Annotated in this window: 20 protein-coding genes and 1 pseudogene; 6 read left to right on the top strand and 15 right to left on the bottom strand. The window is 69.3% G+C overall.

The window, feature by feature from the left end:
* Positions 1–83: 83 nt before the first annotated feature.
* Complete coding sequence (locus ACWDUN_RS19035; protein ID WP_449931348.1) at positions 84–851, bottom strand: hypothetical protein; 768 nt, start codon at positions 849–851, stop codon at positions 84–86.
* Positions 852–898: 47 nt separating this feature from the next.
* On the opposite strand from ACWDUN_RS19035, the gene ACWDUN_RS19030 reads away from it, so the two are divergent.
* Positions 899–1,378 (top strand): nuclear transport factor 2 family protein, encoded by a 480-nt coding sequence (locus ACWDUN_RS19030; RefSeq protein WP_449931346.1) that lies wholly within the window; start codon positions 899–901, stop codon positions 1,376–1,378.
* Here the strand turns inward: ACWDUN_RS19030 and ACWDUN_RS19025 are convergent.
* Positions 1,371–2,021, bottom strand: a complete 651-nt coding sequence (locus ACWDUN_RS19025; protein WP_449931344.1) for a L,D-transpeptidase family protein — start codon at positions 2,019–2,021, stop codon at positions 1,371–1,373. The genes ACWDUN_RS19030 and ACWDUN_RS19025 overlap by 8 nt on opposite strands.
* 77 nt (positions 2,022–2,098) lie before the next feature.
* Here ACWDUN_RS19025 and ACWDUN_RS19020 point away from each other — a divergent pair, with 77 nt between their 5' ends.
* Positions 2,099–3,550, top strand: coding sequence for a diacylglycerol kinase family protein (locus tag ACWDUN_RS19020; protein ID WP_449931342.1), 1,452 nt, complete (start codon positions 2,099–2,101; stop codon positions 3,548–3,550).
* Here the strand turns inward: ACWDUN_RS19020 and ACWDUN_RS19015 are convergent.
* Positions 3,501–4,145: a phosphatase PAP2 family protein gene (locus tag ACWDUN_RS19015; RefSeq protein WP_449931340.1), complete on the bottom strand. Its 645-nt coding sequence runs from the start codon at positions 4,143–4,145 to the stop codon at positions 3,501–3,503. The two genes, ACWDUN_RS19020 and ACWDUN_RS19015, sit on opposite strands and share 50 nt — an antisense overlap.
* Positions 4,146–4,203: 58 nt before the next feature.
* On the opposite strand from ACWDUN_RS19015, the gene ACWDUN_RS19010 reads away from it, so the two are divergent.
* Together ACWDUN_RS19010 and ACWDUN_RS19005 are read left to right on the top strand one after the other, a co-directional pair.
* A complete protein-coding gene (locus ACWDUN_RS19010; protein ID WP_449931338.1) occupies positions 4,204–4,686 on the top strand; it encodes a hypothetical protein in 483 nt (160 codons plus the stop codon).
* Between the two features lie 9 nt (positions 4,687–4,695).
* Positions 4,696–5,412, top strand: coding sequence for an NUDIX hydrolase (locus tag ACWDUN_RS19005; RefSeq protein WP_449931336.1), 717 nt, complete (start codon positions 4,696–4,698; stop codon positions 5,410–5,412).
* A gap of 21 nt (positions 5,413–5,433) precedes the next feature.
* On the opposite strand, the gene ACWDUN_RS19000 is transcribed toward ACWDUN_RS19005, so the two are convergent.
* Positions 5,434–6,198 (bottom strand): trans-aconitate 2-methyltransferase, encoded by a 765-nt coding sequence (locus ACWDUN_RS19000; RefSeq protein ID WP_449931334.1) that lies wholly within the window; start codon positions 6,196–6,198, stop codon positions 5,434–5,436.
* Between the two features lie 44 nt (positions 6,199–6,242).
* Between ACWDUN_RS19000 and ACWDUN_RS18995 the strand changes: the two genes are divergently transcribed.
* Together ACWDUN_RS18995 and ACWDUN_RS18990 are read left to right on the top strand one after the other, a co-directional pair.
* Positions 6,243–7,130, top strand: coding sequence for an amidohydrolase family protein (locus ACWDUN_RS18995; protein WP_449931332.1), 888 nt, complete (start codon positions 6,243–6,245; stop codon positions 7,128–7,130).
* 69 nt (positions 7,131–7,199) lie between these two features.
* On the top strand, positions 7,200–8,390 hold the full coding sequence (locus ACWDUN_RS18990; protein ID WP_449931330.1) for an alpha/beta hydrolase family protein: 1,191 nt from the start codon (positions 7,200–7,202) through the stop codon (positions 8,388–8,390).
* Here ACWDUN_RS18990 and eccE read toward each other — a convergent pair.
* From eccE to eccA, 11 genes and pseudogenes are all read right to left on the bottom strand, one after another.
* Positions 8,380–9,273, bottom strand: coding sequence for a type VII secretion protein EccE (gene eccE, locus ACWDUN_RS18985; RefSeq protein ID WP_449931328.1), 894 nt, complete (start codon positions 9,271–9,273; stop codon positions 8,380–8,382). The two genes, ACWDUN_RS18990 and eccE, sit on opposite strands and share 11 nt — an antisense overlap.
* On the bottom strand, positions 9,270–10,661 hold the full coding sequence (gene mycP, locus ACWDUN_RS18980; RefSeq protein ID WP_449931326.1) for a type VII secretion-associated serine protease mycosin: 1,392 nt from the start codon (positions 10,659–10,661) through the stop codon (positions 9,270–9,272). Before mycP ends, eccE begins: the two co-directional genes overlap by 4 nt.
* Positions 10,643–12,049, bottom strand: a complete 1,407-nt coding sequence (eccD, locus tag ACWDUN_RS18975) for a type VII secretion integral membrane protein EccD (RefSeq protein WP_449931324.1) — start codon at positions 12,047–12,049, stop codon at positions 10,643–10,645. Before eccD ends, mycP begins: the two co-directional genes overlap by 19 nt.
* Positions 12,031–12,891 (bottom strand): ESX secretion-associated protein EspG, encoded by an 861-nt coding sequence (locus ACWDUN_RS18970; RefSeq protein ID WP_449931322.1) that lies wholly within the window; start codon positions 12,889–12,891, stop codon positions 12,031–12,033. Before ACWDUN_RS18970 ends, eccD begins: the two co-directional genes overlap by 19 nt.
* Positions 12,892–13,179 carry a WXG100 family type VII secretion target gene (locus ACWDUN_RS18965; RefSeq protein WP_449931320.1) on the bottom strand — a complete coding sequence of 96 codons (288 nt, stop codon included), beginning with the start codon at positions 13,177–13,179 and terminating at the stop codon, positions 12,892–12,894.
* A 28-nt stretch (positions 13,180–13,207) separates the two neighbouring features.
* The gene (locus ACWDUN_RS18960; RefSeq protein ID WP_449931318.1) at positions 13,208–13,501 is read right to left on the bottom strand and encodes a type VII secretion protein EsxS; all 294 of its coding nucleotides are present in this window, start codon (positions 13,499–13,501) and stop codon (positions 13,208–13,210) included.
* Between the two features lie 55 nt (positions 13,502–13,556).
* Positions 13,557–15,131 (bottom strand): PPE domain-containing protein, encoded by a 1,575-nt coding sequence (locus ACWDUN_RS18955; RefSeq protein WP_449931316.1) that lies wholly within the window; start codon positions 15,129–15,131, stop codon positions 13,557–13,559.
* Positions 15,132–15,443, bottom strand: a complete 312-nt coding sequence (locus ACWDUN_RS18950; RefSeq protein WP_449931570.1) for a PE family protein — start codon at positions 15,441–15,443, stop codon at positions 15,132–15,134.
* Positions 15,444–19,408, bottom strand: a pseudogene (gene eccCa / locus ACWDUN_RS18945) (type VII secretion protein EccCa); the annotation flags it as partial.
* Complete coding sequence (gene eccB, locus ACWDUN_RS18940) at positions 19,408–20,952, bottom strand: type VII secretion protein EccB (RefSeq protein WP_449931314.1); 1,545 nt, start codon at positions 20,950–20,952, stop codon at positions 19,408–19,410. The gene eccB and the pseudogene eccCa, both read right to left, overlap by 1 nt.
* 61 nt (positions 20,953–21,013) lie before the next feature.
* Positions 21,014–22,858, bottom strand: coding sequence for a type VII secretion AAA-ATPase EccA (gene eccA / locus ACWDUN_RS18935; RefSeq protein ID WP_449931312.1), 1,845 nt, complete (start codon positions 22,856–22,858; stop codon positions 21,014–21,016).
* Between the last annotated feature and the right edge of the window lie 25 nt (positions 22,859–22,883).

Below are 22,883 nucleotides of genomic sequence, written 5' to 3'. Positions count from 1 at the left end.
CCACACGGCCGGCGATCGGCGCAACGGACACTCCGCAGCTGGTCGAACTGCGCCGAATTACGTTCGGTCGCTGAACTTTTGAACTATGCGCGGACGGGTGCCAGTCTGCGCAGCACCGCTGACCCGGCCGCTCCGGCAACGATCAAGCCCACCCCCACCGGTACCGATACCGAGTCGGAGACCAGCCCAGAGATGCCTGTCACCAGCACGAACGGCGGCAGCCAGTCCAAGCAGCCGGACACCGGCGGAACGGCCTGCCCGGGTTCCGGCGCCACCCGAGCGGTCGCATAGTCGGGATAGAACTCCGTGAACGACACCGCGAAGACGACTGCGCCGATGGGGATGATCCAGGCGGTCCAGAAGTTGTCGGCATCGCCCAACACCGCACCGCCGACCGCTCCGGCGATCGCCGATATCGTGAAGGCGAACGCCCACGCCGCCGAGATCACGTAATTGATCCGCAGGAACAGCGGCGACTCCCAATACTCGGACGGCGTGGTGTCCTTGGCGTAGGCCAGGGTGAACGGCCGCCGGATCAGGAGTGTGACGATGGCGAAGGCCGCCAACGCGACACTGCTGAGTTCGCCCGCCCACGCCTGCAGCCAATCCAGAACGGCGGGCCCGGCGATCAACCCGATGACCGCCAGGATGCCGAAGAACACCAAAGCGAACGCCTCCAGCAGGTGCACCTTCACTCCGCGCCGTCGCCCGACCCACAAGGTCAACAGCGTCAGACCCAGCGCCGCCGAGGCGGCCTCCTCGAAACGGTCGGGTCCGGCGATGAGCGCCATCAGAATCCACGGCGCGATACCGGCGAACGGGCTTTTAACGAACACGTCAATAAAGCGCATGGCCGGACTCTAGGACATCACGCGCCTTGCTGTGCTGTGATGTCGGCATGGCAGACATCGCGAGCGAAATCGAAGACATCAAGCAGGTCAAGTACCGCTATCTACGCGCCCTTGACACCAAGCACTGGGACGATTTCGCCGCCACCCTGACCGAGGACATCGAGGGCGACTACGGCTCCAACCCGGACGGCACCGGCACCCTGCGCTTCACCGATCGGGACTCCCTCGTGAAGTTCATGCGCGACTCCCTGGGGCCGGCGGTGATCACCGAGCATCGCGTCGACCATCCCGAGATCACCCTGGACGGCCCCGATGAGGCCACGGGCCGGTGGTACCTGCAGGACCGGGTCATCGCCGCGGATTTCAACTACATGCTCATCGGCGCCGCGTTCTACCGTGACCGCTACCGGCGCACCGCCGAGGGCTGGAAGATCTGCGCAACCGGCTACGACCGCACCTATGAGGCCACCATGTCGACCGAGAACCTCGGCTTCCACCTGAAAGCCGGTCCGGCGCTGGCTACTTAGACACCGCGATCACCGCGCCCGGACGTAGCCAGCGCATGATCTGCACCAGCATCGCATCGTCGATCGCGACGCATCCGGCGGTCGGACCGCCGTCGGTGGTGTGCAGGAAGAAGGCGCTGCCCGCGCCGGGCACGCGGGCCTTATTGACGCCCATCACCACCGCGTGCGCGTACTGCGGTATCTGCAGATTCTCGGTACCGGTGCCTTCCATGCCGAACGGGCACTGATCCTTCTTGCACACCTGCATGGTGTTGTAGGTCGGGCTGTCGACATCACCGTCCCACCAGTGATCCGGCCCGACCTGCACATGCGGCAGGCCGCCGCCCGGATTGGGTTGGGTACCGAAGGCGAAGTCCAGGCTGAAGACGCCCATCGGTGTCTTGCCCGAACCCTCGTGGATCTCCTGGGACATGCCGTTGGTCCCGATCTGGGCCGGGATACCGACGCCGATCGGGCGCCACCCCGCCCCGGTGCGCTCCCAGACGTCCATCTTGGCGGTCGAAGGGCCCACGCCCACAACCGAAATCACCTGGGTCGCAGTACCGACGGAGCCGGCGAACCAGGGCGTCTCAGCGGCCTGGGCCACCGGCGCGGCGCCGAAGACCAGCCAGAGCGCGCTCAACACCACGAGCAGTCGCCGCATCGGACCATCGTCGGTACCGGCCGCGCTGTGGGTCAAGTCAAGTTTCGGACACGATCGCGTTGGCTAGGTTGGAGGTCATGGGACTGGGAACGCTCGACCGCCGCATCTTCGACGCCGTCGCCGAATCCGACAGTCCCCTGCTGGACTCCGTGATGCCACGGCTGACCTCGGCCGCCGACCATTCCAAACTGTGGTTCGCAATCGCTGCGGCGCTGACCGCGACGGGCTCACCGTCGATGCGCCGCGGCGCGGCCCGGGGTGTGCTGACGCTGGCGGTGACCAGCCTGCTGACCAATCAGGGCGCCAAGCGCATCTGGAAGCGGCCGCGGCCCAACCACACCGGTGTGCCGTTGATCCGCCGATCACGACGGATGCCGACGTCGAACTCGCTGCCGTCGGGGCACTCGGCCAGCGCCGCGGCCTTCGCGGTCGGCGTCGGGCTGGAGAACCGCTCGCTGGGCGTCGGACTCGGCGTCCTGGCCGGCCTGGTCGGACTGTCCCGGGTGGCCACCGGTGCCCACTATGCCGGCGATGTGCTGGCCGGATTCGGGATCGGGACGGGCGTGGCGCTGATCGGCGCCGCTGTCGTGCCGACCGTCGTCGAGCCACCGGTCACCGCGAGCAACCCGCTGCCCTTCGAGACGCCACCGCGGCCGGACGGCGCCGGTGTGGTGCTGGTCGTGAACCCGAGTTCCGGCAGCGGCACCGGGGCGCGCATCCTCGACGAGGTGCGCACGGCACTGCCGGCGGCCGAGATCGTCGAGGTGGGTGATGACGAGGACATCGAGAACTCGCTGCGGGACGCGGCCACCCGTGCCGAGGTCCTGGCGGTCGGCGGCGGCGACGGCACCGTGTCCTGCGCCGCGGGCATCGCGCTGGAGGCCGGCGTGCCGCTGGCAGTGTTCCCGGGCGGCACCTTCAACCACTTCGCCAAGGACATCGGTTGCGACACCGTGGCCGCCACCGTGGCGGCGATCCGCACCGGGTCGGCCGCCTACGTCGATGCCATCCGGTTCAACGACACCGACACCGTCGTCAACACCGCCAGCATCGGCGCCTATCCGCGTTTCGTCCGCATCCGCGAGAAACTCGAACCCAGGATGGGCAAACCCCTGGCCGGGGTTTACGCGCTGTACCGGACCCTGCGCAGCGATCCGGCCGTCCGGATCGAGTACGACGGCAAGACGGTGCAGACCTCACTGTTCTTCCTGGGCAACTCGCTGTATTCGCCGTCGGGCTTCGCACCGTCGCGCCGGGTGAGGATGGACGACGGTCTGCTCGACGTGCGGATCCTGGAGACCGGCAAGCGCTTCAGCACGCTGCGGATCCTGACCGCGCTGGCGACGGGCCGGCTGGTACACAGCCCGCTCTACCGCGAGCTGCGGGTCCCCGAGTTCAGTTTCACCGCGGTCGACGGACCCACCCCGATCGCCCATGACGGTGAGGTCGAGATCGTCTGTCAGGACGCCAGTTTCAAGGTCATGTATCGGGCGCTGCCAGTGTTTCGTCCGTTGCCACGCCGCGCCTGAGCACCGGCAACCAGGCCAGCACCCACAAGTAGCCCAACGCCCACCCGGCCAGCACATCCGACGGGTGATGCACGTTGAGTACCACCCGCCCGATACCCACCGCGGCGACGGCCAACACCCCGACCAGCACAACCGTTGCGCGCCAACGTCGCAGCCGGTCCCACGCCGCGATCGTCATCGCGATGACGGCGACCGCGCCGCCCAACGCGTGCCCGGACGGAAACGACGAGGACATCTCGGCCACGAGTGCGGTATCCGGGCGGGGGCGGTCCACCACGGTTTTCATCAGCACCACCAGCAGGGCCGACGCCTCGACGGTGAGCATCAGAAAGATCGCAACCGAGTACCGACCGCGCCACAACGCATACCCGATCCAGATCAGGGCCAGCACGCGGAAAACCGCCGGATGCAGCACATTGCACAGCAGATTCCAGCCGTCCACCCACAGCGGATGCGCTGATCCGTAGCGGTACAACGGGTCCAGCACCGTCCAGTCGGCGTCGTCCATCCATGTCCAGTGCAGGACCACCCCGGCCAGGGCGGTCAGGAACACCGCCAGCGCGGCCGCCGCGGACAGACGCATCGGTCGGGACATCCCATCGAGCCTAGGTGACGGCCGACCCGCGTTCGCCGGTTCGCGTATCGTGCGCTTCATGGCTGTATTCCTGCGCAAGTTGCTGCGGATCGGCAAACTGCCGAGCGCGCTGCGCGCCGAAGTCGAGGCCGAGGGCATCCTGTATCTCGCCGAGTATGTCGCGGTCACCCGCCGGTTCAGTGGACAGGTACCCGGCAAGAGATCCGCGGGCAGTATCTCCAGTTTCACCGGGTCACTGGTGTTCACCAATCAGCGGGTTTTGGGCACCCTGTCGACGGTGCCGAAGCTGGCCGGCCGCACCATCGACCAACGCTGGGATGCACAGCAATCGGGCACCGTCACCGCCGAGATCTCGGCCACCGGGGTGGTCTTGGACGTCGATATCGCCAGGGTGGATCCGCGGTGCTCGGGCACGCTGTCGCTGCATTACAAGGAGCCGCTGCCCGATGATCTGCTGGCCCGGCTGCCGCGGCGCACGCTCGCCTACGACGTGCCGCCGGAGTTCGTCTTCCGCGCCGTCGGGGTGCCCTACCACCCGTAAGGTCGGTGCATGACCGTCCCGTACGACGCCGCGCTGCGTGACCGTTTCCGCGCCAACCTGGCCGCCCATGATCGCCGCACCGTCACCGATCCGGCCAAGCGGCACGCCGCGGTCGCGGTCACCCTGGTGGATTCGTACGTCGGCGAAGACCGTGTCGACCCGGCGCCGGTGCAGGACTGGATCGCCGGACGGCCGATGCCCGAGAATTTGGACGGCCGGATGGTCGATGTGTCCGGTGGCGCGTCGTTTCTGTTGTGCCGCAGGGCTTCGCGACTGAACTCGCACGCCGCGCAGTGGGCGTTGCCGGGTGGCCGAATCGATCCGGGAGAAACCGTCGTAGAGGCGGCGCTGCGCGAACTGCACGAGGAGATCGGCGTCGAACTGGCGGCGGACAGCGTGCTCGGACTGCTCGACGACTATCCGACCCGGTCCGGCTACGTCATCACCCCGGTGGTGCTCTGGGGTGGCGGGCGGCTGATGCTGTACCCGTCCCCCGATGAGGTGGTGGCGGTCTACCGGGTCGGTCTGCACCAACTGCTCCGCGAGGACTCGCCGCGATTCATCACCATCCCGGAGAGCCCGCGACCGGTGGTGCAGATTCCGTTGGGTGGCGACCTGATCCACGCCCCGACCGGGGCGGTGCTGCTGCAGTTGCGCTGGCTCGGGCTGGAGGGCCGCTCCGATGCCGTCGACGAGCTCGAACAGCCCGTGTTCGCCTGGAAATAGCGCGATTTGACGAGCGACGAATCACCGCTTCTGGGCCACCACGAACACCCGCCGGAACGGGAAGAACGTCGTCCCGTCGGCGCGTACCGGATACGCCCGCGCCAGCAGCGGGATGATCGCCTCCCGATAGCGTTGCCAGCCGTCCTCGTCGAGCCGCTCACGCACCTGCGTCAGCGTGCTCCCGGTGATCCAGTCCAGAACCGGTGTCTCGCCGCGTAACTCGTGCACATAGGTGGTTTCCCAGGCATCCACGGTGCAGCCGACGTCGGTCAGCAGACCGGCGTAATCGGCCGGCGCGCCGACCACCTCGGCATCGCGGAACGGCATATCGCGCAGCGCCGCGGCGAACGGTTCGCTGCGCGCCACCGCGCGCACCGCCTCGTGCGAGGCGGCATGGAAGTTGCCGGGCACCTGGAAGGCGACCCAGGATCCGGCGGCCAGCTGCCCCGCCCACCGCACCAAGAGCTCACGATGCTCGGGCACCCAGTGCAGCGCGGCATTGGAGATCACCACATCGGTATCGGGTTGCGGCGACCAGTCGGTGATCCGGTCCAACCGCACGTCGAGTCCGCGCTGCACCGCCGCCGCCACCATCTCCGGTGACGAGTCCACCCCCTGCACCACCGCGTCCGGCCAGCGCTGCGTCAGCGTCTCGGTCAGGTTCCCGGGTCCGCAACCCAGGTCGACGACCCGGCGCGGTGCGGTGGCCGCCACCCGGTTCACCAGATCGAAGAACGGCCGGCCGCGGTGGTCGGCGAAGGCGAGATAGACATCCGGGTTCCACATGCCCCCAGTGTCCCGCACGACTACGGATGACAGGATCGTCGGTGATGGATGAAGCAGCCGAGGTGCGCGCGATCTGGGACGGGCTGAGACTGCCCGGGATCATCGACGTGCACACCCATTTCATGCCGAAGAACGTGATGGACAAGGTGTGGAAGTACTTCGACAGCGCCGGGCCGCTGATCGGGCGGCCCTGGCCGATCACCTACCGCTCCGACGAGCGCGACCGCCTCACCATGTTGCGGGCCTTCGGTGTGCGGGCTTTCACGTCGCTGATCTACCCGCACAAGCCAGATATGGCCGCTTGGCTGAATCAGTGGGCGGCGGCCTTCGCCGCGCAGACCCCGGACTGTCTGTCCACGGCGACGTTCTTCCCCGAGCCTGGGGCCGCCCGGTATGTCGCCGACGCGATCGACGCCGGGGCGCGGGTGTTCAAGGCGCACGTCCAGGTCGGCGGCTATGACCCCACCGATGCGCTGCTCGACGACGTCTGGGGCGTGCTCGCCGACGCGGGCACACCGATCATCACGCATTGCGGCTCGGGTCCCACCCCCGGCGCGCACACCGGCCCCGATCCCATCCGGGCGGTGCTGGCCCGGCATCCCCGGCTGCGGCTGATCGTGGCGCACATGGGCGGACCGGAGTACAGCGATTTCCTGGACATCGTCGCGGCCCACGACGGGGTGCACCTGGACACCACGATGTCGTTCACCGCGTTCGTCGAACAGACCATGCCGTTCCCGCCCACGGAGTATCCCCGCCTGCGCGATCTGGGCCACCGCATCCTGTGGGGCAGCGATTTCCCGAACATCCCGTACCCGTACACCGAGGCGATGCAGGTCGTCTGCGATCTCCCCGGCATCGACGACGACTGGTTGCGCGGCGTGTTCCACGACAATGCCGCGGCGCTGTTCGGTTTACCTGCCGATGACTGACTGACACGTTCGGCCGCACCGGGCTACCATCGGCCAGGCTGCGACGGTGCAGCGAGAAAGGCCAGCGACGTGACCGAAACCGCACCCGTCGATCCGCCGATTCCCGTTCCGGACGTTCCCGGCGCCGACGCAGGTGTGCGCGGCCTGCCGCGGCGCATCGACCTGACCCGTCAGCAGCGGCTGGTGGTGGATGCCTCCGCCGTCGCCGATCTCGCGCTGCGCACCACGGTCGCCTCGATCGTCGGCGCGGCAATGCTGCCCCGGATGGCCGGCGCGGCACTGCGCCCCTCCGGCGTCGGTGACGAGGACGCCGCGCTGCAGTTCTACATCGACCTGGCCGCCCGGCGCGATCCGCGGCTGTCGTTCCCGGCCCCGACCGAACCGCCGCGCGTCTCATCGCGTCCGGCGAACCTGCTGGCGTCCTGGGTCGCCCATGGTGCGGTGCACAACATCCGCTTCCGCAGCAGTTTCCAGGCCATCAACCCGGCGCTGCGCGAGCAACGCGCCGGCTACGCCCGCAACAATGTGGTGCACGCCCAGCACTGGGTGCACGGCGACGGACCGCGTCCGACGCTGTGCCTGATCCACGGTTTGATGGGATCGGCGTACCTGTTCAACGGTCTGTTCTTCTCTCTACCTTGGTTTTTCCGGTCCGGGTACGACGTGATGCTCTACACGCTGCCGTTCCACGGGCTGCGCGCCGAGGCAAACTCGCCCTACAGCGGGTATGGCTACTTCGCCGACGGTATGGCCGGTTTCGCCGAGGCGATGGCTCAGGCCGTGCACGACTTCCGTTCGGTCATCGACTATCTGGAGTACACCGGCGTCGACCGGATCGCGCTGACCGGCATGTCGCTGGGTGGCTACACCTCGGCGCTGATCGCCTCGGTGGACGACCGGATCCAGGCCGTCATCCCGAATGTGCCGGTGGTGACGCCCGAGTCGGCGTTCGACGACTGGTTCCCGGCCAATTACCTGGTGCGGCTCGGCAATCGGCTGACCGGGGTCGACAAGTCCCGCTCCGCTGCCGCCACCATGTTCCACTCACCGCTGAACTACGCACCGCTGGTCGGAAAGGAACGCCGACTCATCATCGCCGGCCTCGGGGACAAGCTGGCACCACCGCAACAGGCCGAACTCTTGTGGCGGCACTGGGACCGGTGCGCATTCCACTGGTTCCCCGGCAACCACGTGCTGCATGTCAGCCAGCCGGATTACCTGCGTCGGATGACGCGGTTCCTGCGGTCGTTCATGTTCTGACCGCACCGTCGGCGGGCCAACGGATCTCGGCAGCCAGGCTGCCCGCCGGCTGGTGTCCCGGCAGGCGCTGCGACGAGAACGGGTTCAGCGCGTTCAGCGTGACGCGCTGCCGGCCACCGAGCGGGACCAGCCCGGTGATCGGCGCACCGGGCGACGGCCGTTCCGCGGTGCGCAGCGCGACCGCGGCGGCCACCGTGTCGGGTCCGAATTCGACCGCGGTCCACCGCTCGTCGCCGGGATGCGATCGGACCGCATCGAGTGCGCCCGGCAGTGCGCCGGCCGGAATCCGGTAGGCGGTCAGGAAACCCGCATCGTCGGACAAGGCGCGCCAGGTCTCCTTGGCGTGGTCGCCGACCGGTTGCGGGGCCGCCTGCAGCGGGGTCACCGTCCAACCGCCCTCGCGCAGATGGTCGGCCAGCCGACGGCCGATGACGTCGACGGTGTCGTGCAACGGGATCCGCGGTGAGCGGGCCTGCAAGGCGGACAGGTTCTGGGCGGCATCCATCGTCAGGCTGACCCAGTGCGTGCGCTGCCCGGCGGCATCACGGCTGGTGATGCGCACCTTGTCCAGTCGCAGTCCGTACCGGTCGGCGTATCCGGCGATCAGTTCGACGGGCAGTTCGTCATCCAGTGGATCCTCGATCTGCAGCACGGCGGTGGCACGGTCGGACCGATCGCGCCGGTTGCCGCCGCGGTTCCCGCGCCAGATGGCCCATCGGTGGGCAAGCTTGGTGGTGGCGAATTCCCCACGCCACCAGGCCAACAGCACGATCACCACGACGACCGACACACCCAGCACCCACTGCTGGGTGACGGTCCGGAACGGATAGGCCAGCGCGGCAGCCACGATGAACAGCAGCGCCAAGGCGAGTCGAGCCGTCATGCGGCGTTGTCCTTCCGTCGTTGGGTGGCGGTGACGGCGGTCACCGCGGCGACGAGGGCCAGCAGCCCCGCGCCGATATAGGCGATGGTGCGTCCGGTGTGGTCGGGCTCGACCGGATCCGGGGGTGCGGCAACTTGTCTCGTGGTCTCGGGGGCGCTGCCCGGACCGGGCACGTCCCAGGTCAACGCGGCGACCGGATCGATGGTGCCGGCGCCGACCAGCGAGGACGGCGACCGGTCGGCGCCACGCGCGGTCACGGTCAGCCTGCGGATCACCTGGGCGGCCGAGAGGTCGGGAAACCGACTGCGCACCAAGGCCGCCACACCGGAGACGTACGCGGCCGCGTAGCTGGTTCCCGCGACCGGGGTCAGCTCACCCTTCTCGTTGGGCTGGCCGTTGGCCAGCCCGCCGTCGGGGCTGTTACTCACCGAGGTGATGTTCTCCCCCGGCGCGGCCAGCCCCACCCACGGACCGGACATGGTGAACGGTGCGGGTTGTCCGGCCGGGTCGAGCGCGCCCACCGACAGCACGTAGGGCTGCCACCAGGACGGCGTGGACACCGAGCTGACACCCGCCCAGTTACGCGGATCGTCGGGCCGATTCGGGTCGGTCAACGGATTCGGCGCGCACGCGGTCCCCCCGGCGATGCCGCCGCCGGTGTTGCCCGCGGCGGCGACGATGACGGCGTCCCTGTCCACGGCGGCGTAGCGCAACGCCGCGCCCAGCGCGCTCTGGTCGAGCGTCGTGGTCGCCGGCACGCAGGCCACCGAGGAGATGTTGATGACCCGTGCGCCCAGATCGGCGGCCCGCACCACCGCCCGGGCGAGCGTCGCGATGTCATTGCTGGCCTCGGCGATCACCGGGTCCTCGCCGGGCTGATTGGGCGAGTACTTACCGGAGGTCTGCCGGATCGAGAGCAGGCGGGCGCCGGGTGCCACGCCGGAAAAGCCATCCGGGCCGGGCTGACCGGCGATCAGACCGGCGACCATCGTCCCGTGCCCGTCGCAGTCGGTCAGCCCATCGGTGCTTGCCACGTAATCACCGCCGGCCTCGACGTCGGGCAGGCGCGGTCCGGGCTGCACACCGGTGTCGATCACCGCCACGGTCTGCCCGTCGCCGCGGCTGTGCCGCCATGCGTCATCCAGGTTGAGCGACAACTGATTCGGTGATGCCTGCGCGGGGTCGGTGCCCGGGATGATCCCGGTCACGGTGCAGGCGGCGCGCTGCGCCATCGGCTGCACGGGGCCCGCGGTTCCCGGTGGGGGTGCCACCGCATCGTCGACCTGGGGCGGGGTGATGGCTCCCGCGGCCGGGCAGCCGATCATCGCGACGGCCACCACGGCCGTCAGCGCGGCGGCTCCCCTGCGCATCACCGGTTCAGGACCCATTCGAACAGGCCCAGCAGGTACGCGGCGATCGGGATCAACGATGCATCGACGGCTGCCGCGGCGAAACCGAACAGCCGGCGCATGGGCAGCGAATAGGTGTCCGGGGAGGCGACGCGCGGGTTGAGCGCGGCGATGATCCAGAACGCGACGACCGCCACCAGCGCGCCCAGCGCCCACCATGCGGCGGCGTACCGCTCGGTCAGCGCGAACACCACCAGCAGGCCGGCGGGCAGCAGGAACGACTGGCTCAGCAGCCACGCCTTGCACGGTGTCGAATCCCACACCCGGGCGCGCAACGTGGTGCCCACGGCGGCAACGGCGACCAACACCCACGCCCACACCGACACCTCGGGCCGGCCGACCAGGATGAGCGATCCGACCACCGACAGCAGCACACCCGCGGCAAGGAAGCCGGTCTGGTGCGCATCGGTGACGCGGATGCGGCGCGGCAGGTCCTCCAGCACGCGCAGCGGCTGCGCCGACGGCGTGGGATCACCGGGTGCGGGGATGACCGGGACGGGTAGCCGTGCCCACAGCGCCGACAACCGGGCGGCCTGCACGGTGACCAACAGGGCGAAGACGATCAGCCCGGTGCCGGTCCGGGTGGGGGTCATGTCCCAGATGGTGGCCAGCGCGGCGAACAGGGCGACCCCGACACCCAGCACGGTCGCAGTGGTGAACGCGGCGATCGCGCGTTCGAAGACCACGATGCTGATCACCGACCAGGCGGCCACACCGGCGGCGGCCAGCAGCACCTGGGCGGCACCGAGCTCGCCGGGAACGGCCAGGCCGAAGGCAGCCGCGATCGGGGCCAGCGCGGTCAGCGCCAGGGCGGTGCCCAGCCCGGGGTGGCGCACCCGGGCCGCGAACGATGTCACGACGGTGATCGCGGCCAGCGCGGCGACGGCGAACAGCCCGGCGGAGTGCCCGGTGACCAGCCGCACGCCGGTGGCCAGCGCGGTGCCGAGCAGGATCAGTGCGATACCCGCGCTCGCCGCGGCACGCTGGATCTGCGGCTGACCCCACGGCCGCTCCCGGGCCGCGGAGAAGATGACCGCCGCGTCGGCGATGTCCTCGATGATGCGCGGCGCGGCGGGTCCGGCCGGGATCTCCTGCAGCGCCAACAGATCGCCGTCGACGACGCCCACGGTGTCCAGGGTCGCGTCCAGACTGAACGGAGCCCCACCGATCGGTGCGAGACTGAGCCGCGCCGGTGCGCCGTCGGTGCCGTCCGTCGCGGGCAGCACCGTGCGCTGCACGGCGGGGATGATCTCGCGCAACGGCAGCTCGGCCGGCAGCGCCAGCTCGGTGAGGCGTCCACCGGCGGAGCCGTCCCCGGCGGACAGCACGGCCACCCGCACGATCGGCATCACAGTGTTGTCGGGCATCGGTTTTCCGTTCTCTGGTCGAAATCTCGGTTGTGCTGTCGGTGCGCGAACCACGCGCCGTCGGGCAGCGTGGCGATGAGGTTTTCCACGGCATCGGCGATGGCCGACGCGGTTCCGGGTGTGAAGGTGGACACCCATTCCCCGTCGAACGCCTTCGACGGGCTGATCAGGATGCGGCCGGCCTCGGAGTCCATCACGCTGACCCCCACGTCGGTGCTCACCCGGTGGCCGTCGTGGTGCTCGCCCGCCACGATCTCGATGTAACTGCGTCTGCCGGTGAACACGGCCTCGACCACGGGCCGAGCCGAGGACGGAATCCCCAGGTACTCAAGCACTTCGGTCATGTCGGCTCCGGCTCTCAGTTTCTCGTCGGCGCGGGCGCCGGCTCGGACGGGTACGGTGAAATCGGCGAAGGATGCGGGTCGGCGACCCGACAGGCCGGCCACCAGCACCGGCGCCAGATCGCGCGGGGTAGGGATGTCCATCACGGTGAAGGTGACCAGACCGCCGTTGCGCAGGGCCACCACCGTGCTGCCGTCGCGGCGTGCGACGACGCCGCGCAGCATGTCACCGCGCGCGGACACGATCCGTAATTCGAGCCACTGCCGCGCCTGGCAGGTCTGCTTGATCCACTGCGCGACAGCGGAATTCACGGCTCCGCCGCCTGAGAACACCCCCAGGGCAGTCAGCTCGGCGATCCGCTCGGCGGCGAACGGTTCGGCGGCTGACGGCTCGCTGTAGGGCGGCGTGATCGCCAGAACCCAAGGGAACGAGCCGCAACCGACCTCTTCCGCGATGAACCAGGCCTGCTCGACGGTCAGCTCGACCGCATTAGCAGCCATCTATCCCCATTTGGCGCCTTCTGCCCGGTCCCGGGCGTTCATGGCGATGGTGTTCGTCTCATGGGTGCTCGCCATGGCCTGGTAGGCGCGCACCAACTCGGCCAGGCTGGCGTTCCACTGGGCCTGCCAGGCCTGGTAGGTCATCCCGGTGTCGCCCTGCCACGCGCCGGCCAACGCGGCCTGCTCGGCGGCGATATCGGCCCCGACGGTGTTCAAAGCGCCTGCATAGCCGTTCATCTCGGCGGACAGACCCAGCATGGCCGGATAGTTGTACATGATCTGAGACATACGATTTCTCCTGTTCGGCCGAGGGTTATCAGATGCCGGTGTACGTGCTGGCGGCGGCCGCGTCCTGCGCGACGTAGGTGCCTGCGGCGTCGGCCAGGTTGGCCTGGGCGATGTCCAGCAGCGCGTTCACCCGGGCGGACACCTCGATGAAGCGGGCGTGCGCGGCCTGGAAGGCCGCGGCGGACTCACCCATGTGGAAGGCCTGCGAGGCCTGGGCGGCGGATTCGGCCTGGGTGATGGTGCTGCGCATCAGGGCGGCCTTGGCGGCGAATGCCGACTCGGAGGCGACCAGCTGCGGGATGTGCGCGTCGAGCATGCTCATGGATTTTCCTTTCCAAGCACTGTATTTCGTGGTTCAAGCGGTACGGGCGGGGTTCTCAGTGTGGTCTGCCCCCTTCCGATGCGGGCGGATCCTCCGGACTCCATGACCCGGGCAGCATCGGGTTGGTGGGACCGCCGCCGAAGGTGTCGCCGGCCAACTCCGTCATACCGGCGGCGGTGCGCTGCTCGTCGGTCACCGCTCCGGTGAAACCGAGCTGGCCGGCGCCCTTGTCCCCGGCCTGGATGCGCGGCTCGGAGCGCGGCAGTGGAGGTTCGGGATCCTCGTCGTAGTCCATGAATTCGTCGGCGTAGGCGCGATCCTTGATCTCGCCACCACGCTTGCGCCGGCGCTTGCGGCGTTCGGCCGCCGACAGGGCAGCCGCCGAGGACACCGCCGCCGCCGAACCCGATGCGGGTGCCTTGGCGCTGGTGCCGTCCCGCACGGTCGGGCTGAATCCGCCACCGGGATGTCCGCCGTACACCGCGTAGGCCATCGCCGGGGCGGTCGCGGCCGGCGTCGCGGCGGGTGCCGTGGCCGGTGCGGTGGCCGGTGCCGCGGGTGCGGCAGGCGCAGCGGACGGGGTGCCCGCCGGCGCGATGCTCGCCACCGGGAGTGCGGCATCGGGTCGCTGCGCGGCCGGCGCGGCCGGGTCGCCGAGCACCAGCGGCGGCAGGTCGGTGAATTGCGGTAGCAGCGCCAGGAATCCGAGTGCCGCCAGACCGATTCCGAGAAGCGGCACCAGGAACGGCGACAACGCGACACCGATCCAGGTGCCCCAGCCCACCGGCTGGAAGAACGCCTGATAGCCGACGCCGAACAAGAACGGCCCCCAGGTCGCCAGGAACGCCGCCGGGTTGGTCAACAGGTCGACCATCATCTGCTGCAGGGTTCCGAACGGGTCCAGCAGGAACCGCGCGACATACTCGCCGCCGATCAGGCTGGGCTGGTTGAAGTAGTCGGCCAGCAGCCGGATGATCGGATTCTGCGACCACCAGTCCGGGGTGCTCAGCGCCTGCGCCGAGATGGCGCCCTGCACCTGTGCGCTGGCCTGCATCAGGCTCGCGGATGCGGCGCCGGCCGCACCGGCGCCCGGTGCCAGCAGCATCGGTGCCGGGGCGCTCGACGGCGTCGCCGACACAGCCGCGCCCGACACCGCCTGATAGGTGGCCATGGTGGTGGCCGCCTGGATCCACATCCGGACGTAGTCGGCCTCGTTGAGGGCGATCGGAATGGTGTTGATACCGAAGAAATTGGTCGCGACCAGCACACCGTGCACGGCGTGGTTGGCGGCCAGTTCGGCCAGCGTCGGCATGGTCGCCAGCGCCGTGGTGTAGGCCGCGGCGGCCGTCTCGTGTTGGGCTGCGGCCACGGCGCTGTTGGCACTCTGCTGGGCCAACCAGGCGAGGTAGGGAACGTGCGCGGCCAGGTACTGTGCCGAACTCGGTCCCTCCCACGAACCACCCTCGACCGCACCGAGGACGCCGGTGAGTTCTGCCGCGGCGGAAGCGTATTCGGTGCTCAGCGATTGCCAGGCCCCCGCGGCGGCGAGCAGCGGCCCGGGGCCCGGACCGCTGCTCAGCAGGGCCGAATGCACCTCGGGTGGCAGCGCCATCCAGATGGGGGCGGTCATCTAGCCGCCTTGGATCATCGTGTAGGACGACGCGGCCATCGCATCACCGGTGGCGTAGCTGGCACCGGACTGGGCCACCCCGACACCGGACCGCCCGAGTTCCTCGACACCGAGGGCCGCGATCGCGGAATGCTCGACGCCGTGCGCGCTGAACGCCGCGGCGGTCTGCAACGACACCGGGTCGGCGGCCGGCGGCACCACGGCATTCACCAGCGGGGCGGCCGCGGCATGCGCGGCCGCCAGCCGGGCGGTCAGCGATTCGACCGCCGCGCCCGCAGCGGTCAGTCCTTCGGGAACCACACGCAGAGTCATCAGCTGTATTCCTTTCCGTTCGAGCTCGCCGGTGAGATCCGCTCAGGCACAAGCGGGTTGACAAGTTGTACGTACGTCGCCTCTTCGCTGTCGCCCAGCAGCATCGCCCGGCCCGCCGGCAGCCTGCTGAACCGCTTGCCGCGGAGTTTGCCCCCGTCGGCGGGACTGCCCGACAACATCACGGTAGTCGCCTGCAGGTCGTTGAGGCGGCGCAACAGCGGCGCGGTCATCACCGCATGTGCCGAGCCGCCGGCCCGCGCGGTGACGATTACGCGCAGCCCCAGGTCGCCCGCCTCGGCCAGCAGTCCCAGCAGCGGCGTCCACGGGCGCTGCCCGGCGTAGGGCCCGCTGACCGCGGGGCCGTCCGGGATCTGATCGACATCATCGATGATCAGGTAGTGGGTCTGGCCTCCCCCATGAGCACGGAAGCTCCAGCGGCGCAGGTCCTCGGCGCTCAGGCCGGCCGGCGGCCGACGCTTCTCGATCAGCGCCGACAACCCCAGCATGGCCGGGGTGACCCGGTCGATGTTCGGGGTGTACTCGTTGTCGGGGAACAGCGGTTCCTCGACCAGGTGCAACCGCCGGTCGATGACCGTGAACGCGACGTCCTGCTCGTTCGAGTTGTCCCGGATGGTCCGGATCAGGTGCCGCAGCAGGGTGGTCTTGCCGGAGCGGGAGTCACCGAACACCATCATCAGCGGGTGCCGGGCGAAGTCGATCGCGACCGGGCGCAGGTCCTCCTCGCGCTGGCCGATGACCACCTGCTCCGGACCCACGTACAGGGTGCCCAGCGCCGCGGGCGACAGCTGGGTGGGCAGCAGCCGGATCGCCGGGGCGTGCTGCCCGGCGTACCGGGTGTTGAGCACCGCGATATCCCGCAGATCCGGCGCGGCGAACAGGAAGTGCTCGGCGGCCATGGTCAGGCCGCGGCCCGGCTGGTCGGCCGGGACACCGTCGGCGGGACGGTGCAGGGCGCCGACCACCCGGACATTGCTGTCGTGCGAGTCGCTGAGCTTGAGCTCCAGACGCATGCCCAGGCCGTCACGCATCGCCAGCGGCACCTCCAGCCAGTTCGGCGTGGTGATGACGACGTGGATGCCGTAGGCCAGACCGGAATTCACCAGTTCGGTGACCCGGGCCAGCAGCGGATTGCGGGTGTTGAACGTGTCGGTGTTGTCCCGGCTGAACGCGTACAGGTTGTCGATGACCAGGAAGACCTCGCCGTACCCGTCGGCATACGCGCCCGAACCTGCGGCACCAAGTTCCTGCCGGGTGCGTAGCAGCTGTTCGAGTTCGGCGAAGGTGCGCCGGATCAGTTCGGGCTCCAGCGCGGTCGCGACGGCACCGACGTGGGCCAGATCGGCCATCGGGCGCAGCTGCCCGCCGCCGTAATCCAGGCAGTAGAAGCTGACGTCACCGGGCGCGTGCAGGGCGGCCGCCGACAGCATGAACGTCTGCAGGGCGGTCGACTTGCCCGACCGCGGGCCGCCGTGGATCAGCAGGTTGCCGGCCGCGGTGGCCGCGTCGAACACCAAAGCGTCGCGGCGCATCTCGAAGGGCTTGTCGATCTCGCCGAGCGGCCAGCGCCAACCGCGTTCGGCGATCTCGGTGCGCGTCAGCAGATCGGCCAGCAGGATGGTCTCCTCCAGCGGGGGCAGCCACAGCTGCGGTGCCTTCGGCCCGTAGTTGGCCAGCTGCTCGCCGATGGTGGCGATCAGCTTGCGCGGCGGCGGAACGTCCTCGACCTCACCGGTGACGATGACGGTGTCGGGAGCCGGCTCCACCCAGCCCGCGGTGAACACCTGTGGTTCGGGCACCGAGTGCACCACGACCGAGCGACTGTTGCGCGGCGGGTCATAGATGCCATCGACGTAGGTGCTGCGGAACTTGATCGGATTGGCACCCGGCGCCGGAACCAGGAAGCCCTCACCCTTGTGTTCGCGGCCCGACTCGATCTGGAAGGCGTCCTCGGTGCCGATGATCTGCCGGCTGATCGACGGGCTGGCCACCTTCAGACCGACGCGGTAGGAGGTGTTCTTGTCGATGTCCTTGATTCGGCCGACATCCAGGGTCTGCGACGCGAACAGGATGTGGATCCGGAACGACCGGCCTTTGCGGGCGACATAGTCGAACAGTTCGGCGTACTCCGGGTGATCGGCGAGCATCAGGGTGAACTCGTCGGCCACCACGAACAGCGTCGGGATGGGCGCCAGGTCGTGGCCGGCCGTGATGGCTGCCTCGTACTCGGTCACCGAGTTGAACGCGCTGCCCTGCACGGCGCGGCCCGCGTCCTTGAGCAGCTGCTCGCGGCGGGCCACCTCACCGCGCAGCGTGTCGGCGAAACGGTCTGCCAGCGAACGCTTCTCGGCCATGTTGGAGATCACCGCGACCACCTGCGGGAAGTTGCGGAAGATGTCCGCACCCGCCTCGCCTTTGAAGTCGGCGTAGATGACGATCAACCGGTCCGCCGAATGCGTGGTCAGCAGCGACAGCAGGATCGACATCAGCGTCTGGGACTTGCCCGAGCCGGTCATACCGATCATCAGGCCGTGCGGGCCCATACCGCCCTCGGCCTCGTCCTTGAGGTCGAAGATCAGTGGTTCACCGGTGGCGGTGACGCCGATGGGAACCCGCAGTTCCTCGTCGCGGCTGCGCGGCGCCCACAGGCTTGCCACATCCAGTGCCGAAGCGTCGGTGATACCGAACAGGGTGGTGAACGTGGTGGCGCCGGTGGCGGCGGTGCGGGCCTGCTCGGGATTGGTGTCCCAGCGGGCGAGCCGACGGGCGAGGTGGCCGGCCTGCGCGCCGGAGAAGGCGTCGGCCGCATCCACGTAGGGCTGCCATCCGCCGCTCTGCCAACGCTCGATCCGGCCGCCCGTGATCTGCAGGATGGGGCGTTCGGGGTCCGAATACTGTTCGCGGTGCGGCTGTTTGGTCGACCGGTGGATCACCGTCACGCCCGCCACACCGGCCCTTCCCACCACCGTGTCGGGGTCGGCGTCCGGGTCGTCGACCAGCACCACCAGGTGCTTGCCCGCCGCCAGAGCGCTGCCGCTGAACGGATCACGCTCGTCGAGTACCGGTGTGAGCAGTCCGCGCAGCCCGTCGACCGAGGTCGACAGATAGCGGGCCGGACCCACCCCGTCGACGCGGCCGGGAACATCGGTGTGCGGCAACCACTTCAGCCACGACCAGTCGGCGGCCTCCAGGTCGGGCGTGGCCAGCGCCACGCCCAGCACCGCGGGATCGTGCCAGGTGACGGCCTGCGCCACCCAGGCGCGCATGGCGTCGCGGACCTCGTCGGCCGAACCCAGCACGGTGATGCGCGAGACCTTGCCCAGGTCGATACCGGTCGGCGCATTGCGCACGGTCCGGTGCACGTCGAGCAGACCGCGCAGGGTGGTGTGCGCCACCGGTTCCAGGTCGACCTCGTCGGCGGCGTCCTTGACGCGCAGTGCGGTGTTCAGCGGGACGTCGGCCAGGCCGGTGCGCACCACCAGGAAGTCGGGATCGTGCGGGTCACGCTCCCACTGCCTGCGGGTGCCGGGCACCGCCGACAGCGAATCCGGTTCGGGGTGTGACCATTCCAGCGCGGCTCGCTGATCGGCGGCCTGCGCCCGCACGTTGTCGCGGACCACCGACAGGTAGCGCAGGTAGTCGGCGCGTTCGGCGTCGACCTCCTCGGTGCGCAGTTTGTTGTCCGAACCGCGGTACAGCGCGGTGGCCGCCAGCAGCAGCACGAACGGGAAGAACAGCATGGTCGGCGAGATCATCCGCATGCCCGTGGCGAACAGCGCCACGATCATGCCGACGATCAGGATGACGATCAGGTACGGCAGCACCCGGCGCAGCAGCGACGGCGGCACCAGGCGCGGCAACGACGGGGGTGCCTCGATGGTGATGGTGCCCTTGCGGGCCTCCGGCACGGGCAGTCGGCGGCGTGCCTCGAAGATCAGGCGACTCATCAGCGTTCTCCATCCGGGCCGGATGCCACCGCACCGACGGCATCGTGGGCCACCAGCGCGTCGGCCCGCGACAGCGTGGGGCCGGGGGCGAACTGGGTGAGCACCGACCACGGGATGGCCAGTGGCGGCGGGGTCAAGCCCAGGGCGTCAACGGCTTTGGAGTCCGCGGCGGCGTCAACCCCGTAACGCACGCCGGTATCGCTGATCCAGAACGCCGCACCGGCCGGCGGTGCTCCGGCGTCGGAGCCGACGGACTGGACGAAGTAACCACTGCCCGGGGTGAGCGCGACCCGTTCGGCGGTGATGGCACCACCGGAGCCGACCAGATCGACCGTGCCCATCCCTTCGGGCAGCGGCAGTGCCGCACCGGACAGCAGCGTCAGCCTGCCCTCGGTGGCGTCGGCGGGTTTGGCCCAGTATGCGCAGGTGACCGGTGCCGGAGCGGCATCGACCAGGGTCACCTCATCGGCCGGGTAGCCGCCGGTGTCGATGCCACCGGCGACGGGCATCCGGGCCACCTCATCGGCACCCAGACGTGGGGGTTGCTGCAGCCCATAGGAATTCGTGTTGCGCATGATCGCCGCGAGCACCGGCGACACCGCCTGCAGGCCGTCGGCGTGCACGACGTAGTAGCGGATGGTGTTGTCCGCCTCGAACGCGGCCACCACGGCGCCGATCGGCGCGGGCACCGGCAGCGGGAAACGCGGCGGCTCACCGGCTCCGGGCAGGACCGGCGCCACCAGCGGCGCCGATTCGGGAATGGCGTTGAACAGGCCGGGGGCGATGATGCGCGGTTCGGGGATCGCGGCGCCGAGCCCGAGGGCATCGGTGACCGCCCGGTTACCCAGATCGATGGGACTGCGCTTGCCGCCCCACAGCAACCAGGTGCCCGCATGCACACCGCCGACATTGCGCACCAGCACCGCGCGGTCGGCGGGCAGCGTCGCGGCACGCTCGCCCTGCTCGTCGGGGGCACCGGCGATGAGGGTGACACCGGCGGAGGTGTCCGAGACGGCATCGCACACCGTCCAGTCGGCGTCCCGAGAGCTGTTCTGCACCATGCGTTCCGGCGCGCCAGGGATACCGATGAGATTGCCGCGGGCGAACCGGTCGATCTCACTGCTCTTGACCGCCGTCGGATTCTCGGCCTGTCCCGCGATCAGTCGGGCGGAGGTGAGGTTGAGCGCAGGGTGCACCACATCTCCGATGCGGACGTACAGCGCCGAGGTCTCCCGATCGGCCAGGATCGTGGCGTTGCCGGCGTCCCCGCCGGGCCGGATGAGTGAGAAGACAAAGCATCCGGCGACGACGGTGACCGATACCAGCGCGCCGACGAGCACCGCACGGTTCTGGGTGCGCAGCGGATCGACCAGCATGCGGGTGTCGTGCAGTGCCACGCCGGAAGCGATGCGCCGCATGACGAAACGCCAGCCCGACACCTGATGCCGGGTGACGAACCCGCGCCGATACGCGACCCGGTCCGGGTTCTCGTTGACCGGTGTGCGCGAGGCGAATTCGCGCCGCTCCTCGTGACCTTCGCTCATTCGACTGCCTCGCAGGCTCGGCTGCCGAATAGCAGCCCTTTGATTCGCTCGTAAACTTCGCTCATGCCTGCGGCACCGTCAGTCCGAGCCCACGCAGCAGCGGAGCGGCCGACCGGCTGACATCCTCGGCGGTGATCGTCATCAGTTCGTCGTCGGTGAAGTCGTCGGAATCGGAGTGGTCCAATCGGTATTCGCGTTCCTCCTCGGAACGCTCGACAAGGTTGCGGACGAAACGGCCGTTACCGGCGATGTCCAGGCTGCGTCGGGCGGTGCCGATCGCGTCCGGGGTGGTGCTGGCCGCCAGATGGGCGAACAGCGCCTCCATCTCGTCGTGCGCGGAGGGCTCGAAGATGCTGTCACGCTTCTCGGCCATCCGGGTGGCCATCTCGACCAGTTCCGGTGCGCTGTAGGAGGGGAAGTCGATGCTGCGAGTGAAGCGCGACCGCAGACCCTCGTTGGTGTCCAGGAACCGGTCGAGGTCGGCGCGGTAGCCGGCGACAATGACGACGAGCCGGTCGCGGTCGTTCTCCATCCGCGCCAGCAGGGTGTCGATGGCGACCAGACCGAAATCGTTCTTGGCACCGGTGGACACCAACGCGTAGGCCTCGTCGAGGAACAGCACACCGTCCAGGGCGCTGTCGATGATGGCGTTGGTCTTGGCCTCGGTCTCGCCGATGTGCTGACCGATCAGGTCGGCACGGTGCACCTCGCGCACCGTTTCCTTCTTGAGAAGGCCCAGGCCGCAATAGATCTTGGCGACCACGCGGGCGATGGTGGTCTTACCGGTTCCCGGCGGACCGGCGAACACCAGGTGGTTGGTGCGCTGGGCGACGGTCAGGCCACGTTCCTGACGCCGGATCGACATCGCCACCGAGCTTTTCAGCCGTGCGACCTGATACTTGACCTCTTCCAGGCCGATGAATTCGGCGAGTTCGGCCTCGGCTTCGATGAGCAGGTGCGCCTTGCGCTCCTTGGCACCCGGATCGACGAAGTCGGATTCGCCGGGCTCGGTGTCGGGATCCCACGGGTTGCTGCGCGCCTCGATGCGCGCCGCGGTGGTCGTCTGCAGGCCGAAAGACTTGTCCAGCAGGGCTTCTTCGACACCGGTGTGCTCGGGGTTGGCGGCGTAGAGTTCGGCCAGGACGTCCTCGGCCTCGTCGTCCTCGCCCTGGGCGCGCAGGCACAAACCCTTGATCAGGCCGCCGTCGACCGCGGCGACCGGGACCGGACCGGCCGGATTTTCCAGGTGCGACAACGCCGGTGCGTACATGCCCAGCTGTGCCAGCGCCACGCCGAGGGTCACCCGTGCGGCATGGGCGTAGTGCTCGTCGAGCTTGGCGTCGTTGACGATCGGTGTCAGCAGGCGCACCACATCCGACCAACGCCTGCTGCGGTGATAGAGGGCGACTCGCACCCAGCGGGCCTGCAGCCAGGCCGGGCGCCGGGTGATCAGTTCGGCGACCAGCTCGTCGGCGGCCACGAACTCGCCGGCCTCACCGAGCGCGGCGGCGTAGGCCAACGCGATGTCATCCCGATCGGTGGCGCGGAACTGCAGATACAGGCCGGTGTCGTACACGAAGCCGAGCGCGTCGGCGCCGAGTTCGACCTCACGGGTGAGGACGCCGAAGGTGCCCAGCGTGCGCCAGACGGTGGCGATGACGCGACCGGCGTTGTCACCGGTGCCCTCGCCGGCGGCGGCGAGGCCGATCCAGGCGTCACACTGCTCACGGGCGATGCGGGTCAGTTCGGTGAACCCCGAACGCGCCGCGGCGAGGTCTGCCGGGCGCCGCCGGTCGTTGACCGACAGCCCCAGCGACCGGCAACAGGTCGCGAACCTGTTCACCACGTCGCGGTCGACGCGTGCTCCCCCTACGCTCGCCACGAGCGAGTTACTGACCGTATCCATATGTTCTTCGCAAAGAAGCGACTCG

The organism is Mycobacterium sp. NPDC003323 (genome assembly GCF_053589535.1).
The sequence above is the reverse complement of the archived record's forward strand: the minus strand, read 5'-3'. Positions and strand labels throughout refer to the sequence as shown.

Bases quoted from the DNA above. Each gene is read 5' to 3' on its own strand.
- ACWDUN_RS19035 (WP_449931348.1), bottom strand. From the start codon at position 851: ATGCGCTTTATTGACGTGTTCGTTAAAAGCCCGTTCGCCGGTATCGCG.
- ACWDUN_RS19030 (WP_449931346.1), top strand. From the start codon at position 899: ATGGCAGACATCGCGAGCGAAATCGAAGACATCAAGCAGGTCAAGTAC.
- ACWDUN_RS19025 (WP_449931344.1), bottom strand. From the start codon at position 2,021: ATGCGGCGACTGCTCGTGGTGTTGAGCGCGCTCTGGCTGGTCTTCGGC.
- ACWDUN_RS19020 (WP_449931342.1), top strand. From the start codon at position 2,099: ATGGGACTGGGAACGCTCGACCGCCGCATCTTCGACGCCGTCGCCGAA.
- ACWDUN_RS19015 (WP_449931340.1), bottom strand. From the start codon at position 4,145: ATGTCCCGACCGATGCGTCTGTCCGCGGCGGCCGCGCTGGCGGTGTTC.
- ACWDUN_RS19010 (WP_449931338.1), top strand. From the start codon at position 4,204: ATGGCTGTATTCCTGCGCAAGTTGCTGCGGATCGGCAAACTGCCGAGC.
- ACWDUN_RS19005 (WP_449931336.1), top strand. From the start codon at position 4,696: ATGACCGTCCCGTACGACGCCGCGCTGCGTGACCGTTTCCGCGCCAAC.
- ACWDUN_RS19000 (WP_449931334.1), bottom strand. From the start codon at position 6,198: ATGTGGAACCCGGATGTCTATCTCGCCTTCGCCGACCACCGCGGCCGG.
- ACWDUN_RS18995 (WP_449931332.1), top strand. From the start codon at position 6,243: ATGGATGAAGCAGCCGAGGTGCGCGCGATCTGGGACGGGCTGAGACTG.
- eccE (WP_449931328.1), bottom strand. From the start codon at position 9,273: ATGACGGCTCGACTCGCCTTGGCGCTGCTGTTCATCGTGGCTGCCGCG.
- mycP (WP_449931326.1), bottom strand. From the start codon at position 10,661: ATGGGTCCTGAACCGGTGATGCGCAGGGGAGCCGCCGCGCTGACGGCC.
- eccD (WP_449931324.1), bottom strand. From the start codon at position 12,049: ATGCCCGACAACACTGTGATGCCGATCGTGCGGGTGGCCGTGCTGTCC.
- ACWDUN_RS18970 (WP_449931322.1), bottom strand. From the start codon at position 12,891: ATGGCTGCTAATGCGGTCGAGCTGACCGTCGAGCAGGCCTGGTTCATC.
- ACWDUN_RS18965 (WP_449931320.1), bottom strand. From the start codon at position 13,179: ATGTCTCAGATCATGTACAACTATCCGGCCATGCTGGGTCTGTCCGCC.
- ACWDUN_RS18960 (WP_449931318.1), bottom strand. From the start codon at position 13,501: ATGAGCATGCTCGACGCGCACATCCCGCAGCTGGTCGCCTCCGAGTCG.
- ACWDUN_RS18955 (WP_449931316.1), bottom strand. From the start codon at position 15,131: ATGACCGCCCCCATCTGGATGGCGCTGCCACCCGAGGTGCATTCGGCC.
- ACWDUN_RS18950 (WP_449931570.1), bottom strand. From the start codon at position 15,443: ATGACTCTGCGTGTGGTTCCCGAAGGACTGACCGCTGCGGGCGCGGCG.
- eccB (WP_449931314.1), bottom strand. From the start codon at position 20,952: ATGAGCGAAGGTCACGAGGAGCGGCGCGAATTCGCCTCGCGCACACCG.
- eccA (WP_449931312.1), bottom strand. From the start codon at position 22,858: ATGGATACGGTCAGTAACTCGCTCGTGGCGAGCGTAGGGGGAGCACGC.